Here is a 14,184-nt window from a genome sequence, read left to right as displayed (position 1 = left end):
GGAAAGGTTGATGATTGCTGAGTTTGAAGCGCGAATCCTGGCACTGATCGATGACATGGTGGAGCACGCCAGCGATGACGAGCTGTTCGCCAGCGGCTATCTGCGCGGCCACCTGACGCTGGCGGTGGCGGAACTGGAGCAGACCGACCAGCACGCCCCGGCGGCGCTGCAGGCCAAGGTGCTCAGCAGCCTTGAAGAGGCCATTCGCGGCGGCGAACTGTCGCCCCGCGATCAGGCTCTGGTGATTGGCATGTGGGATAATCTCTGGCAGCAGGCGCGTCAGCCAGGCTGACGGAGGACGTCGGCGGCGCGTTCCGCGCCGCGGCTCCGGCGCGCCGATCGCCCCCCCGGCCGGTTTAGCCGATCGGCCGTCCTTTCAACAGCTTACGCACCCAGTAGCGATTTGGATTGAGCGCCGCCAGCGTATCGCGGTCCAGCGGCTGCGGTTCGCCGCACAGTTGGGCGGCCAGTACTTCGGCGCACAGCGGCGCGGTGCACAATCCGCGCGATCCCAACGCACCCAGCACAAACAGCCCCGGCCACGATGGCGCCGCCTCCGCCTCCTGCGGGCGACGATGCAGATCGGCATAGATACGCCGTGTTGCATCATAATCGGGCAGCGCCCCGACCAGCGGTAAATGATCGCGTGAGGCGCAGCGCACCGCTACCCGCGCATCGCCGCCGCTAACGTCCACCTCCTGCGCCCAGTCGGCCTGCGGCAGGCAGTCGATTAAACGCTGACGATTGTGCTGCTGATCGCCGTCGCGGTACTCCCTGTCTGTCTGGCCGCGGCGATAGCTGGCGCCCAGGCAGTGTGTACCGTGGGTCGGGCTGACCGGCGTCAGATAGCCCTCGTAGCACAGCACTTCCTTCAGGGCGCTCAGGGCACCCTGCGATGGGACGTGGCTCACCTGGCCGGCCACCGGATAGACCGGCAGGGCAGCACTCTGCGCAAACGTGCCGATCGCCTCGCCGCAGGCCAGTACCACCTGACGGTGACGGGAGGACGCGCCGTGACTAAAGTGAAGTGTCCAGCCTTCATTGTCCTCGCGGGTCAGGGCGGTTAGCCGGTGCTGCCAGTGCAGCCGCGCGCCGCGCTGCCCGGCCAGCGCCAGCAGCTGCGGCACCAGCTCGTCCGGAGCAATCCAGCCGCCGAGCGGATAGTGGATACCCCCGCAGCCGGTGTCGAGACCGCAGCCGCTGGCCACCGCCGCCGCATCCCGCGCGACCGCCAGCGCGTCCGGCAGCGCCATATCCAGCATCCGCGCAATTTTCTCGCCGCTTTTCTCGTCCCACGCCAGCTGGGTGACACCGCACCACGCATGCGCCACGCGCAGCGGCAAGGCGTCATAGAAGCGGCGGGCGAAGGTAAAGGCGTGGGGAAAGAACGCCGCCAGCGCCGGATCGTGCTGACTGAGTAGCGGATAGACTGCTGCCTGGCGGTTGCCGGAGGCGCCCTGCGCCGCACGCGCATCGGCGCAGTACAGGGTGACGCGCTGGCCGCGCTGCAGCAGCGCCAGCGCCAGGGTGGCACTGGCAATTCCGCCGCCGATCAGCGCGATGTCGTCGTCCTGCGCGGCGGGCCGCACGAACCACGGCTGGCGGTCGGACAGCGGTGGCGGGGCGTGCATCACGCCGGTCAGCATATCGCGCTTGCGGCCGAAGCCCTGACGCTTCTGCATCGTAAAACCGGCCGCCTGCAGGCCGCGGCGGACAAAGCCGGCGGCGGTAAAGGTAGCCAGCGTCCCTCCCGGGCGCGCCATCCGCGCCATCTGCTGAAACAGCGCATCGTGCCACATCTCCGGGTTCTTCGCCGGCGCGAAGCCGTCAAGAAACCAGGCATCGACCTGGCGCTGAAGGCTGTCATCAAACTGTTCAATCAGTGCGTTAACATCGCCAAACCACAAATCGAGCACGATCGTGCCGTCGGCAAACTGCAGGCGGTGAGCGCCGGGCAGCGCCGCCGGCCACTGCTGCTGCAGCGCGTCTGCATACCGCGCCAGCGTCGGCCAGCGGCGGTGCGCGGCGGCCAGATCGTCGCGGCGCAGGGGAAATTTCTCCACGCTGATGACGTGCAGGCGACGCAGCGCGGCGCCCGGCTGCTGCAGGCGGAAAGCGTCGAACGCCTGCCACAGCGTGAGGAAGTTCAGGCCGGTACCAAAACCGGTCTCCGCCACCACAAACCGATCGCGGTCGTGATCGGCAAAACGCGCCGGAATGCCGTTGCCGCCGAGAAATACATAGCGGGTTTCTTCAAGGCCATCCTGGTTCGAGAAGTAGACGTCATCAAAGACTCGGGAAACAGGTGTACCCTGTTCGTTCCAGCGTAAATTGGCGTGCTCAACGGCGGAGTATTTCACAAGAAGGGCTCGTATTTCAGGCGATGGCGCGATTTTACCCCCCGGGGTGACGTGACGCAAATTTACAAAAGTTAATCGCTGATCGGACTTGTTCGGCGTACAAGTGTAAGCTAGGCTGTGCTCTCTTGTGAACCAGGGCTGAGACCCTGAATATGAAGTGGAAGGGGTTTTGAATGAAACGTGCAGTGATTACTGGCCTGGGAATCGTCTCCAGCATCGGTAACAACCAGGAGGAAGTGCTCGCATCTCTGCGTGAGGGGCGTTCAGGTATTACTTTCTCCCAGGAGCTGAAAGATTCCGGCATGCGTAGTCACGTCTGGGGTAACGTTAAGCTCGATACCACAGGTCTCATCGACCGCAAAGTTGTACGCTTCATGAGTGACGCGTCCATCTATGCATATCTCTCCATGGAAGAAGCGATTAAAGATGCTGGTCTGACGAACGAACAGTATCAGAATAACCCCCGCGTCGGCCTGATTGCCGGCTCTGGCGGCGGTTCTCCGAAATATCAGGTGTTTGGTGCTGACGCCATGCGCAGCCCGCGCGGCCTGAAAGCGGTTGGCCCTTACGTGGTGACCAAAGCCATGGCCTCCGGCGTATCCGCCTGCCTGGCGACCCCGTTCAAAATCCACGGTGTTAACTACTCCATCAGCTCGGCCTGCGCGACCTCTGCGCACTGTATCGGTAACGCCGTTGAGCAGATTCAGTTAGGTAAGCAGGACGTGGTGTTTGCCGGCGGCGGCGAAGAGCTGTGCTGGGAAATGGCCTGCGAATTCGACGCCATGGGCGCGCTGTCCACCAAATACAACGATGCGCCGGAAAAGGCCTCCCGCACCTATGATGCGAACCGCGACGGCTTTGTGATTGCCGGCGGCGGCGGCATGGTGGTGGTTGAAGAGCTGGAGCACGCGCTGGCGCGCGGTGCCCACATCTATGCCGAAATCGTTGGCTACGGTGCCACCTCTGACGGCGCTGACATGGTTGCACCGTCCGGCGAAGGCGCGGTGCGCTGCATGCAGATGGCGATGCACGGTGTGGACACGCCGATTGACTATCTCAACAGCCACGGTACGTCCACCCCGGTGGGCGACGTGAAAGAGCTGGGCGCGATCCGCGAAGTCTTCGGCGACCGCACCCCGGCTATCTCAGCCACCAAAGCGATGACCGGCCACTCACTGGGCGCCGCCGGCGTGCAGGAAGCCATTTACTCCCTGCTGATGCTGGAGCACGGCTTTATCGCGCCGAGCATCAACGTTGAGCAGCTGGACGAGGCCGCGCAGGGCATGGATATCATCACCCAGCCGACCGAGCGTCAGCTGACCACCGTGATGTCCAACAGCTTTGGCTTCGGCGGCACCAACGCCACGCTGGTGATGCGTAAATACGCCTGATGTGCGTCACTGATCCCTGACGCGCCGGGCCGGCAGGCCCGCGCGAGATCCGCCCCTTGTCGCTTGCGTCAGGGGGCATTTTTTTATCTGGCAAGGAGCCTCTGTATGATTACCGGCACGCCCGGCAGCGAAAACCGTTCACTCGCCCGCATTACCTTCGCTGTGTTTTTAGGCTACCTGACCGTCGGCCTGCCGCTGCCGGTGATCCCCCTCTGGGTGCACCACGAGCTGGGACTGAACAATGTGATGGTGGGCGTGGCGGTGGGCATCCAGTTTCTGGCCACGGTGCTGACCCGCAGCTATGCCGGACGCCTGGCGGATCAGCGCGGTGCCAAACGCTCGGCCATCCAGGGGCTGCTGGCCTGTTCGCTGGCGGGCGTGGCCTACCTGCTGGCCGCGCTGCTGCCGCTGCCGGTGATGGGCAAATTTGCTTTGCTGCTGCTGGGACGGCTGATACTGGGATTTGGTGAAAGCCAGCTGCTAACCGGCAATTTGACCTGGGGACTGGGGCTGGTGGCCGCCGGCCGCGCGGGTAAAGTCATGTCGTGGAGCGGTATGGCGATTTACGGTGCGCTGGCGGTCGGGGCACCGGTGGGCCTGCTGCTGTATGGCTACGGCGGTTTCGCCGTGCTGGGCGTGACGACGCTTATCCTGCCGCTGCTGGCGCTGCTGTCTAACCTTGGGGTACGACCGGTGGCGCCCCACGGCGGCGCGCGGCCTTCGCTGTGGTCGGTGCTGACAACAATCAGCCTGCCGGGTGCCGGGCTGGCGCTGCAGGGAGTGGGTTTTGCGGTGATCGGCACCTTTGTCTCCCTCTATTTTGCCAGCCAGCAGTGGGGAAATGCCGGTTTTGCGCTCAGCGCCTTTGGTTTGGCGTTTGTGGCGATGCGGGTGCTGTTCGGCTGGATGCCGGATCGCTACGGCGGTATTCGGGTAGCGGGGGTATCGTTTGCGGTGGAAATCGGCGGTCTGCTGCTGCTGGGGCTGGCGCCGGGCGCCGGGCTGGCACTGCTGGGCGCGGCGCTGACCGGCTGTGGCTGTTCACTGATTTTTCCGGCGCTGGGGGTGGAAGTGGTGAGGCGCGTGCCGCCACAGGTGCGCGGAACCGCGCTGGGTGGTTATGCCGCGTTTCAGGACGTGGCCTACGGCCTGAGCGGTCCGCTGACCGGGCTGCTGGCCAGCGGTTTCGGCTACCGCGAGGTATTTTTTGCCGGCGCCCTTGCGGCGCTGGGCGGGCTGATGCTGATTGGCGCGTTTGCCCGCCGTCAGTAATCGAGGCGCGCCAGCCGATCGACGGCCGCGGTGATCTCCGCCGGACGGAGGGCGGCGTAGCCGAGGATCAGGCCCTGTGGCGGGTGAGGCTGCTGCGACAGCCCTGACAGCCCCGGCAGTAGCAAATCGTGTTCCAGCCCCTGCTGACGCAGCCGCGACTCCCCGCCGCCGGGCAGCATCGCGGTGAGCTGCAGGCCGCCGCTGGCGGGCAGCAGCTGCAGTTCCCCCGCGAGCTTTTCCGCCAGCTGTTGCCGAAGCAGATCGCGGCGGCTGCGGTACAGCTGGCGCATCAGCCGCAGATGCGCGGCAAAATGCCCCTCCGCGATAAACGCCGCGGTCACCGCCTGCGGCTGCTGGGCGCTGTGGCCATCGATCACGCTGCGCAGCTGGCACAGCGGGGTAACCAGCGCCTCCGGCAGCACCAGATACGCCAGCCGCAGCGAAGGGAACAGGGTTTTGGAGAAGGTGCCCACGTAAATGACCCGCCCGTGAGGGTCAAGTCCCTGTAGCGCCGGTAGCGGCGTCCCGTCATAGCAAAACTCACTGTCGTAATCATCTTCGATTATCCAGATCTGCCGCTGGCGAGCATACTCCAGCCACGCCAGCCGGCGCGACAGGCTCATGCTACAGCCGCTCGGGTAGTGGTGGGAGGGCGTCAGGTAGGCCAGCCCGCCGGCGACGTCCGCTGCCTCGGGCAGGCGGGCGCCGTGCGCGTCCAGCGGCAGTCCGGACACCACCGCGCCCGCGCTGAGAAACGCCTGCCGCGCTCCGGCGTAGCCCGGATCTTCCAGCCAGACGCGATCTCCCGCGTCACACAGCAGCAGCCCCAGCATATGCAGTGCCTGCTGGGAGCTGGTTAACACCATGATCTGCCCGGCGTGGCAGCGGACGCCGCGCATTTCGGCCAGATAGTGGGTGAGCGCCTCGCGCAGCGGGGCATAGCCTTGCGGATCGCCGTAGCGCAGCAGGGCATCACCCTGTAGCCGCCAGCTGCGCGTTCCCAGGCGCTGCCACAGCGCCAGCGGGAAGGCACGCAGATCGGGTGAACCGGCGGCAAAGGCGCGCGGAAACAGCGGATCCTGGCATCCGGGCTGGCGCAGCAGCGCCGCGGCGCGCGGCGAGAGCGGGAGCGCGTCGGTGGGCCCCTGGCGCGGCGCGGGCGCCGGCAGCTGCAGGGCAACAAAGGTCCCGCGGCCGGTATGACGGAGCAGCCAGCCCTCACTCTCCAGCTGGGCATACGCGGCCTCAACGGTGACTCGCGACAGCGACAGCAGGCTGGCCAGCCGCCGTGAAGCAGGCAGGCGGCTGCCGGCGGGCAGCTGCTGCTGACGCAGCAGCGCGCGCAGCGTTAGGCAGAGACGCGCTTTGCGCGTGGGCGCATCATGCTGTTGCCAGGCGTGCAGCAGCGCGGCGTCGTGGTGCAACATGGTCTTATCTCCCGGCGGGAAATGGTCTGATTATCCAGACCATTTTTACGTTAATATAACGAAAACATCACGGGAGCATCACCATGACAAGCGAATCGCAGGTTCTGCAGTTTCCTCCGGCCAGCCCGGTACAAAGCGTGGCGTGGCTGGCCGGTAAGCTGGCTCACTATGCCGATGCCTGGGACCTGGCGTCCGATCTGGCCGCCGGCGTCACGGCGCTGGTGGTGATTGATACCCGGGCCGAGAGCGCCTGGCTGGCGGGGCATATTCCCGGCGCGCACTGCTTTCCGCATCGCACCATGAATGCGCAGACGCTGGCAACGCTGGATCGAGAAAAGGTGTACGTCACCTACTGCGATGGGATTGGCTGTAATGGATCGACAAAGGGCGCGTGGAAGCTGGCCAGCGCCGGATTGCAGGTAAAAGAGCTGATTGGTGGGCTGGATTTCTGGCGTCGCGACGGTCACCCGCTGGTGACCGGCGATAAGGCAGGCAGCTGGCCATCGCAGGCGCCGGCTGACTGCAGCTGCTGATCAGCGCAGCAGCCAGAACAGCAGCAGCGCCAGTAGCAGGGCGGCCAGCACCATCAGGGCCGGGCGCTGGCTGAGCGGTTGTAAAACGGGCGGACGCGCGGTATCGCCGGGATGCAGCAGCGGCTGTGGCGCCTGCTCACTGCTGGCCAGTGGCTGTTCGCGCAGCTTCTCTGCGCGGCGGGCAAACAGCTGACTGAGCAGATCCTGCGCCTGATTAGCGCTCAGCACCGCGCCGGGTGCTATCTGGTAGCGCTGTTCGCTGTACTGCTCAAGTTGTTGACGTTCGCCGGCGTCGAGCGGCTGTTTCAGCAGGCTTTCCAGCCGCTGCAGGGTAGGGGCTGCCACCTGACTGAGAGTTTGACGCACCTGCAGATACTGCGTCAGCAGAGGAAAATGGCGGGCCGGTACCGGATCGCCCGGTTTTAACTGAACCAGCTTGAGCGCCGTCTGCCAGAGCGTGGCCGGCGGTTCTCCGGTGGCCGCCGCCAACCGGGCAATCTGCTGATTCAGCGCATGATGCTCTGCGGGCAGCAGGGTGCGATCGGACGGTGTGGCGTGCTGCGGCTGCGGAATCGCCATCTGGCCGTTTTGCAGCATGGTCAGCACCTGGCGTAGCTGATCCTGACTTAGCGCGCTCAGAACCGTGTGGCCAAACTGCTGGCGGATAAAATCGCTCACCGCCTGGCGGTTGTTGCCCTGCGGCAGCAGGTCGGTCAGCTGCTGCAGCAGCTGGCGGGTAGCGTGGCTGCTTTGTGCCTGGGTTAGCCGCTCCTGCAGAAACTGCTCGGCAGCGGGAAAGTGATGCGCCACCAGCTCGGTATCACTCTTGACGCCAGCCTCGTGACGGATACCGGCCCACAGTTCGGGCCCCTTCTGATTACTGAGCGCAAGGATACGGGTGATCAGGCGTTCCAGCGTAGTACGCTGGGCCGGCGAGAGTGGCTGTTCGCCAGCGTGGGGACGGGAAGAACCGGGTTGATGGTCAACGACGGCGCGTTCGCCGCCGGGCGGGACGCCACGTCCACTAATAGGTTGCATCGCGGTATCCTTGTTGGTCGATCCGCCGGGAAAAAAACGCATCGCCTATGGTAACAAAACCGCACGATAAAGCCTATTATCGGCCGCCTTGCGGCGGCCAAAAAAGTTACTTGCCTTCGCTGGCCAGCAGCTGACGCTGTTTGCGGCGCCAGCGCTTCCAGAACAGCGGGCCGACCAGAACCAGTACCGCCAATACCAGCAGTACTTTGCTGATCGGGCTTTCCCACAAAATCGGCAGCTGGCCGTTGCTGATAGAGAGGGCGCGGCGCAGATTCTGTTCAAGCAGCTCGCCCAGCACGAAGCCGAGAATCAGCGGCGACATCGGGAAGTCCATCTTACGCAGGATATAGCCGAAGATCCCCAGCCCAACCATCAGCAGCAGGTCAAAGGTGGTGCTGTGCACCGCGTAGACGCCAACCGCCGAGATGGTGGCAATCGCCGGGACGAGGATCCACATCGGTACGGTGAGCATGCGCGCAAACAGGTTGATCATCGGGATGTTCATCAGCAGCAGCATCACGTTGCCAATCAGCAGCGCGGCAATCAGTCCCCAGACGATATCGGGCTGCTCAGTGAACATGGCCGGCCCCGGGGTGATGTTATACAGCGTCAGCGCGCCCATCATCACCGCTGTGGTGCCGGAGCCGGGTACGCCCAGCGTCAGCATCGGAATAAACGAGCCGCAGGCCGAGGCGTTATTCGCCGCTTCCGGGGCGGCGACGCCGCGAATATCACCTTTACCAAACTCGGTACTGCGGGTGATTTTCTTCTCACTCATGTAGGCCATGGCGCTGGCGATGGTGGCTCCGGCGCCGGGCAGAATACCGACGAAAAAGCCGAGGAATGAGGAGCGCAGCGTGGTGCCAAGGCAGCTCAGGCCCTCTTTCACGTTAAACATCATCCGGCCGCTGGCGCGTACCGCTTTTTGTCCGCTGCTGGTCGATTCCAGCATCAGTAAAATTTCACTGACCGAGAACAGACCAATGACCACCACCACAAACTGGATACCATCTGAGAGATGCACGCTGTCGAAGGTAAAGCGGTAGACGCCGGTATTCGCATCCACGCCAACGGTGGCCATGGCCAACCCCATCAGCGCCGCCAGCAGGGATTTCACCGGATTGCTGCCCATCATTCCGCCGAGACAGGCGATGGCAAACACCATCAGAGCAAAATACTCGGCCGGGCCAAACGCCAGCGACCAGTTAGCCAGCAGTGGCGCAAACAAAATGATGCCGAGGATGGCTATCGTCGAGCCTATGAACGAGCTGACCGCTGAAATGGACAGCGCGACGCCGGCCCGGCCCTGCTGCGCCATCGGGTAGCCGTCCAGGGCGGTCATGATCGCTCCGGCATCTCCCGGGACGTTCAGCAAAATGGAGGAGATGCGGCCGCCGTATTCACAGCCAATGTACACGGTGGCCAGCAGGATCAGTGCGGACTCGGCCGGCAGATGCAGCGCAAATGCCAGCGGCATCAGGATCGCCACGCCGTTGATCGGGCCGAGGCCCGGCAGCAGACCGACGATGGTGCCAATAAAACAGCCAACCAGTGCGATCATCAGATTGGTGGGCGTCAGCGCGACGCTGAAGCCCTGCATTAAAAAATTCCAGGTTTCCATGGTCTCTCCTCAGGAAAGCCAGCTGCCGATGGGCAGAGTGACGTCAAGCAGGCGGTCAAAACTGTAAAACAGCAGCAGGCCGCTGATGATGCCGGAGAGTGCACCGGCCCACCAGCTGGCGCCAAACAACATCGCGATGCCGCAGGTCAGTAGCGCGGTGGCGAGGGGAAAGCCGAGGCTTTCAAACACCCAGCCGTACGCCATCAGCATGACCATCATCGCCAGCAGTCGCCGCAGCACCCGGCGGTCAGGCCAGCGCACGCTGTCGGGCTTACGCAGCAGCAGGCCGACGGCGCACAGCGCCATCAGCGCCAGGATCACTAGCGGAAACGGGCGCGGTCCGACCGGCTCATAGCTGTATTCGGTGGTGATGCCCCAGCCGATAACCAGGCCGCCGAGGCACAGCAGCAGCCAGACGCCGCCAAACAGTTTGTCACTCATGCGCGCCTCCGCTTATTTGGCGAGGCCAAAGGATTTAGCCTGCTCGCGATATTGCGCGACCTGTTTTTTCACGTAGCTGTCCAGCGCTTCGCCGGTCAGGTTAAACTCAAACAGGCCGCGCAGATCGCGCTGTTTTTTAAACTCGTCGCTGGCCGCCAGCTTGTCGAACGCCTGCTGCCACCACTGATAATCGGCGTCACTCACCTTCGGTCCGAGGTAGAATCCACGAATGACCGGCCACTCCACGTCATAGCCCTGCTCTTTGGCCGTGGGGATCGCGGCCAGTTCGCCGGGCAGGCGCTTCTCGGACATCACTGCCAACACGCGCATTTTGCCGCTTTGCAGGTGCGGCACCATTTCGCTCATGTCGCCGGAGACCACCTGAATGTGATTGCCTAACAGTGCGGTGACCGATTCGCCGCCGCCTTCAAATGCCACGTAGCGCATCTTGCGCGGGTCCACGCCCGCTGACCGGGCCAACAGCGCGGTTTTCATCCAGTCCTGACTGCCGATCGACGCGCCGGCACCGACCACCACCTTGTTGGGATCGTTTTTCATCGCCTCGAGCAGCTCATCGAGATTTTTCCACGGCGCATCGGCGCGCACTGCCACCATGCCGTAATCGGTGCCCACGGCGGCCAGCCACTTCACGTCATCCACGCTGTAGCGACCAAACTTGCCCTGCGACAGATTGAGCAGTGAACCGCCGGAGAACGCGACCACGGTGCCGGCTTCCGCCGGGCGTTGGGCAATGATGGCGTTGTAAGCCACGGCGCCAACGCCGCCCGGCATGTAGGTTACGCGCATCGGCGATGTAATCTGTCCGGTTTCCTGCAGCGACACCTGCAGTAATTTACAGGTCAGGTCAAAGCCGCCGCCGGGCTTCGCGGGGGCAATACATTCGGTACGCGACGGGGCATCGGCGGCAACGGCGGCCGGGACGGCAACGCTCAGCGTCAGGGTGGCAAGGACGGTGCGGATCGCTGTTTTCATAGGGTACTCCGGTTATTTTTATTTCAGACTGTGAAGCGCCCCGCGAATTGGGGGTTGCTGAATTGTTAACCCCTTAACCTTTCATTTACCTTTCAATGCGGAATTAATGTGACAGGATGTGATATGCGTCTCTTACTGGTGGAAGATACGGTTGAACTGGCCAACTGGCTGCAGAAAGCGCTCAGTCAGGCGGGCTTTGCCGTGGACTGGGTAGCCGACGGCGTGGCGGCTGACCACGTGCTGCTGAGCGAGCGCTATGCGCTGGTGGTGCTGGATGTCTCACTGCCGCGGCTAAATGGATTGGATTTACTGGCGCGCATGCGCAAACGCGGCCAGAGCACGCCGGTATTGCTGCTTACCGCGCGGGCCGATGTTGCCGATCGGGTGAAAGGATTGAATCAGGGGGCGGATGATTACCTGACCAAGCCTTTCGAGCTGGAGGAGCTGGAGGCACGGATACGCGCGCTGCTGCGCCGCAGCCAGGGGCTGGGGCAGGAGGCGCAGCACTTTGGCGAACTGGTACTGCACGAAGAGGGGTACTTCGTGCTGGCTGACCGGTCGCTGTCGCTGACGCCGCGCGAAACCAGCGTGCTGACCACGCTGATGCAGCGCCCGGGTAAACCGGTGTCGCGACAGTATCTGTATGAGCAGACGTTCACCCTGGACGATGAGGCCAGCCTCGAAAGCATTGAGCTGTATATTCACCGGCTGCGCAAAAAGCTGGCCGGCAGTAACGTGTCGATCGTGACCCTTCGCGGTCTGGGCTATACCCTTGAGTGCCCGCAATGACCCGATCGCTGCGTGGGCAGCTGCTGCTGTGGCTGGGGTTGCCGCTGCTCCTGCTGTGGGCGCTGTCGGTCTGGACGCACTATCAGAGCGCGCTGGCGGCGGCGACGCAGGCCTATGACCGCTCGCTGCTGGCGTCGGCGCGCACCGTGGCGGAACGCCTGCGGGTCAGGGAGCACCGACTGGAGGTGGATGTGCCCTGGGTGGTACTCGACACTTTCGAGCGCAACATGAACGATCAGCTGTTTTATCAGGTGATCTCACCGGACGGCCACACTCTGTCCGGTTTTGACGATCTGCCACCGATCCCCATCACTTCGCAGATGTCGCCGCACTACCCGGCGCTGGTGCACTTTTATGATGCGCGCTATCGCCGACAGCCGATTCGGATTGCCGCTCTCTGGCAGCCGGTAAATGAGGGGGGCGTCGAGGGGATGGCGCTGATCCTCGTGGCGGAGACCCTCAATTCCCGCCGGGAGTTTGCCCGTAATTTGCTGATGACCGCACTGTTTAGCCAGAGTGCACTGGTGCTGATTACGCTGCTGCTGGTGGCGCTGCTGATTCGTCGCCTGCTGCGGCCGCTGCGCCACCTTTCCGCTATTCTGATGCGCCGCGATCCGGGCGATCTCCGGCCATTGCCGGCGGTCATCCCCTGGTCGGAGATGCAGCCGCTGATGCTGGCATTTAACCACTTCCAGGCGCGGCTGCGGCAGATGGTTGACAGACAGGCGCGATTCAGCGCCGATGCCTCTCACCAGCTGCGAACGCCGCTGACCATTCTGAACACCCAGGTGGGAATGGCGTTAAAAAGCCACGATCCCCAGCAGTGGCGCGAAAGTTTACTGGGGATGCGTGCCACCCTCAGCGACACCATTACCCTGACCGATCGCCTGCTCCAGCTGTCGCGGCTGCGCGCGCACCAGCAGGCTGCGCTTTCGCGCCAGCCGCTGGAGCTGGTGGCGGTGGTACAGGAAGCCTGTATGCTCAGTCTGAATCAGGCGCGCAGCCGGCAGATCGATCTGGGCTACGAGGGCGATGAGCGCTGCCGGGTGGCCGGTGATGCGCTGCTGCTGTCCGAGCTGTGCGCTAACCTGCTGGATAACGCATTGAAATATACCCCGGCGGACGGCATGGTCACCGCCAGCGTGCGAAACGGCGTGCTGAGTATTGAAGACAGCGGACCGGGAATTGAGCCGGCACTGCACCAGCAGGCGATGGAGCCGTTTGGCCGTTTACCGCAGGAGACGCCGGTGGCCGGCAGCGGGCTGGGACTGGCGCTGGTGAAAGACATTACCGAGTGGCACGGCACCCAGGCGCGGCTGGATCGCAGCCCGACGCTGGGCGGGCTGCGGGTATTGATACGCTTTACCCCTCTGCCGGATCCGCCTGCGGACGACGGCGAAGAGCGAACGGGCGGCGCAGGCGCTGAGAGAGCAGCACGCCCACCAGCGTAAGGCCGCCGCCGAGATAGTGGTAGCCGTGCATCTGCTCATGGAGAAACAGCACGGCGATGGCGGCGGTAAAAATGGGCACCAGATTCATAAAAATGCTGGTGTGGTTGGCGCCGAGCAGCGCCACGCCTTTCAGCCACAGCCAGGGCGCCAGCAGCGAGGCAAACAGTCCGGCGAACAGCACCAGCGGCAGCGATTCGCGGGTCAGCGCCGCATCGGGAACGCGCAAGAAGCCCGGCAGCAGCAGCAGCACGCCAAACAGGATCTGCACCCACAGGCTTTTCCAGCCGCTCAGCGGAATCGCCCAGCGCCGGGTCAGGACGCCGTACAGCGCGTAGGAGGCCGAAGCCGCCAGCATCATCAGCTCACCGCGACCGATGCCGTAGTTCAGGAGCCGCGCCGGCTGGCCTTCGCTGATCAGCCACAGCAGCCCTCCCAGCGACAGCAGACCGCCGAGCACCACGCCCAGCGTCGGGGTATGGCGCAACAGCAGCACGCTGAACAGCACCGTCAGTAGTGGAATCAGTGAATTCAGGATCCCCATCAACAGCGCGCTGACGCTGTGGGCGGCATAGTAGGCAAGGCTTTGATACAGCACCATGCCGAGCAGCCCCAGAATCAGCAGCTGCCACAGGTGGCGGCGCACCGTGGCCCGGGCGCGCCACACGCCCGGTAGCGCCAGCGGCGTTAAGACCAGCAGCGCCAGCAACCAGCGATAAAACGCGATGGCGGCCGGATCAATCGCCCCGGCCGCCAGCTTGTTCACAATGGCATTGACCGACCAAATCAGTACGGCAATCACCGGAAATAAAAACGGCATACGCTTCTCCAATATCAGGTTGACGGCAGTGTACGCATGTCTGAACATAAA

Annotated in this window: 13 protein-coding genes; 6 read left to right on the top strand and 7 right to left on the bottom strand. The window is 63.8% G+C overall.

The window, feature by feature from the left end:
- The first annotated feature begins 10 nt into the window (after window positions 1–10).
- Window positions 11–292 (top strand): YfcL family protein, encoded by a 282-nt coding sequence (locus BS626_RS05305; protein ID WP_075181355.1) that lies wholly within the window; start codon window positions 11–13, stop codon window positions 290–292.
- A gap of 64 nt (window positions 293–356) precedes the next feature.
- Here the strand turns inward: BS626_RS05305 and mnmC are convergent, their stop codons facing one another.
- Window positions 357–2,360: a bifunctional tRNA (5-methylaminomethyl-2-thiouridine)(34)-methyltransferase MnmD/FAD-dependent 5-carboxymethylaminomethyl-2-thiouridine(34) oxidoreductase MnmC gene (gene mnmC / locus BS626_RS05300; protein ID WP_075181354.1), complete on the bottom strand. Its 2,004-nt coding sequence runs from the start codon at window positions 2,358–2,360 to the stop codon at window positions 357–359.
- 173 nt (window positions 2,361–2,533) lie between these two features.
- Here mnmC and fabB point away from each other — a divergent pair, with 173 nt between their 5' ends.
- A complete protein-coding gene (gene fabB / locus BS626_RS05295) occupies window positions 2,534–3,751 on the top strand; it encodes a beta-ketoacyl-ACP synthase I (protein WP_075181353.1) in 1,218 nt (405 codons plus the stop codon).
- A 105-nt stretch (window positions 3,752–3,856) separates the two neighbouring features.
- Entirely contained in the window at window positions 3,857–5,023 is a 1,167-nt protein-coding gene (locus BS626_RS05290) for an arabinose transporter (protein WP_075181352.1), read from the top strand.
- Here BS626_RS05290 and BS626_RS05285 read toward each other — a convergent pair.
- On the bottom strand, window positions 5,017–6,450 hold the full coding sequence (locus tag BS626_RS05285; RefSeq protein WP_075181351.1) for a PLP-dependent aminotransferase family protein: 1,434 nt from the start codon (window positions 6,448–6,450) through the stop codon (window positions 5,017–5,019). The two genes, BS626_RS05290 and BS626_RS05285, sit on opposite strands and share 7 nt — an antisense overlap.
- Before the next feature lie 83 nt (window positions 6,451–6,533).
- Between BS626_RS05285 and BS626_RS05280 the strand changes: the two genes are divergently transcribed.
- A complete protein-coding gene (locus tag BS626_RS05280; protein WP_075181350.1) occupies window positions 6,534–6,983 on the top strand; it encodes a rhodanese-like domain-containing protein in 450 nt (149 codons plus the stop codon).
- On the opposite strand, the gene flk is transcribed toward BS626_RS05280, so the two are convergent.
- The 4 genes from flk to BS626_RS05260 form a co-directional block, all read right to left on the bottom strand.
- Window positions 6,984–8,021, bottom strand: a complete 1,038-nt coding sequence (gene flk / locus BS626_RS05275) for a flagella biosynthesis regulator Flk (protein WP_075181349.1) — start codon at window positions 8,019–8,021, stop codon at window positions 6,984–6,986.
- Between the two features lie 106 nt (window positions 8,022–8,127).
- Window positions 8,128–9,642 carry a tripartite tricarboxylate transporter permease gene (locus BS626_RS05270; protein ID WP_075181348.1) on the bottom strand — a complete coding sequence of 505 codons (1,515 nt, stop codon included), beginning with the start codon at window positions 9,640–9,642 and terminating at the stop codon, window positions 8,128–8,130.
- A gap of 9 nt (window positions 9,643–9,651) precedes the next feature.
- The gene (locus BS626_RS05265; RefSeq protein ID WP_075181347.1) at window positions 9,652–10,083 is read right to left on the bottom strand and encodes a tripartite tricarboxylate transporter TctB family protein; all 432 of its coding nucleotides are present in this window, start codon (window positions 10,081–10,083) and stop codon (window positions 9,652–9,654) included.
- A gap of 12 nt (window positions 10,084–10,095) precedes the next feature.
- A complete protein-coding gene (locus BS626_RS05260; protein ID WP_075181346.1) occupies window positions 10,096–11,076 on the bottom strand; it encodes a tripartite tricarboxylate transporter substrate binding protein in 981 nt (326 codons plus the stop codon).
- Between the two features lie 123 nt (window positions 11,077–11,199).
- On the opposite strand from BS626_RS05260, the gene tctD reads away from it, so the two are divergent.
- Together tctD and BS626_RS05250 are read left to right on the top strand one after the other, a co-directional pair.
- Complete coding sequence (gene tctD / locus BS626_RS05255; protein WP_075181345.1) at window positions 11,200–11,865, top strand: transcriptional regulator TctD; 666 nt, start codon at window positions 11,200–11,202, stop codon at window positions 11,863–11,865.
- The gene (locus BS626_RS05250; protein WP_075181344.1) at window positions 11,862–13,316 is read left to right on the top strand and encodes a sensor histidine kinase; all 1,455 of its coding nucleotides are present in this window, start codon (window positions 11,862–11,864) and stop codon (window positions 13,314–13,316) included. Before tctD ends, BS626_RS05250 begins: the two co-directional genes overlap by 4 nt.
- Here BS626_RS05250 and BS626_RS05245 read toward each other — a convergent pair.
- The gene (locus BS626_RS05245) at window positions 13,228–14,133 is read right to left on the bottom strand and encodes a DMT family transporter (RefSeq protein WP_075181605.1); all 906 of its coding nucleotides are present in this window, start codon (window positions 14,131–14,133) and stop codon (window positions 13,228–13,230) included. The genes BS626_RS05250 and BS626_RS05245 overlap by 89 nt on opposite strands.
- Between the last annotated feature and the right edge of the window lie 51 nt (window positions 14,134–14,184).

The sequence above is a fragment of the Pantoea sp. 1.19 genome, assembly GCF_001922585.1.
In the GTDB taxonomy this organism is placed as follows: domain Bacteria; phylum Pseudomonadota; class Gammaproteobacteria; order Enterobacterales; family Enterobacteriaceae; genus 1-19.
The sequence above is the reverse complement of the archived record's forward strand: the minus strand, read 5'-3'. Positions and strand labels throughout refer to the sequence as shown.

Excerpts from the sequence above, each read along its gene's own strand:
- BS626_RS05305 (WP_075181355.1), top strand. The coding sequence starts at position 11 with ATGATTGCTGAGTTTGAAGCGCGAATCCTGGCACTGATCGATGACATG.
- fabB (WP_075181353.1), top strand. The coding sequence starts at position 2,534 with ATGAAACGTGCAGTGATTACTGGCCTGGGAATCGTCTCCAGCATCGGT.
- BS626_RS05290 (WP_075181352.1), top strand. The coding sequence starts at position 3,857 with ATGATTACCGGCACGCCCGGCAGCGAAAACCGTTCACTCGCCCGCATT.
- BS626_RS05285 (WP_075181351.1), bottom strand. The coding sequence starts at position 6,450 with ATGTTGCACCACGACGCCGCGCTGCTGCACGCCTGGCAACAGCATGAT.
- BS626_RS05280 (WP_075181350.1), top strand. The coding sequence starts at position 6,534 with ATGACAAGCGAATCGCAGGTTCTGCAGTTTCCTCCGGCCAGCCCGGTA.
- flk (WP_075181349.1), bottom strand. The coding sequence starts at position 8,021 with ATGCAACCTATTAGTGGACGTGGCGTCCCGCCCGGCGGCGAACGCGCC.
- BS626_RS05270 (WP_075181348.1), bottom strand. The coding sequence starts at position 9,642 with ATGGAAACCTGGAATTTTTTAATGCAGGGCTTCAGCGTCGCGCTGACG.
- BS626_RS05265 (WP_075181347.1), bottom strand. The coding sequence starts at position 10,083 with ATGAGTGACAAACTGTTTGGCGGCGTCTGGCTGCTGCTGTGCCTCGGC.
- BS626_RS05260 (WP_075181346.1), bottom strand. The coding sequence starts at position 11,076 with ATGAAAACAGCGATCCGCACCGTCCTTGCCACCCTGACGCTGAGCGTT.
- tctD (WP_075181345.1), top strand. The coding sequence starts at position 11,200 with ATGCGTCTCTTACTGGTGGAAGATACGGTTGAACTGGCCAACTGGCTG.
- BS626_RS05250 (WP_075181344.1), top strand. The coding sequence starts at position 11,862 with ATGACCCGATCGCTGCGTGGGCAGCTGCTGCTGTGGCTGGGGTTGCCG.
- BS626_RS05245 (WP_075181605.1), bottom strand. The coding sequence starts at position 14,133 with ATGCCGTTTTTATTTCCGGTGATTGCCGTACTGATTTGGTCGGTCAAT.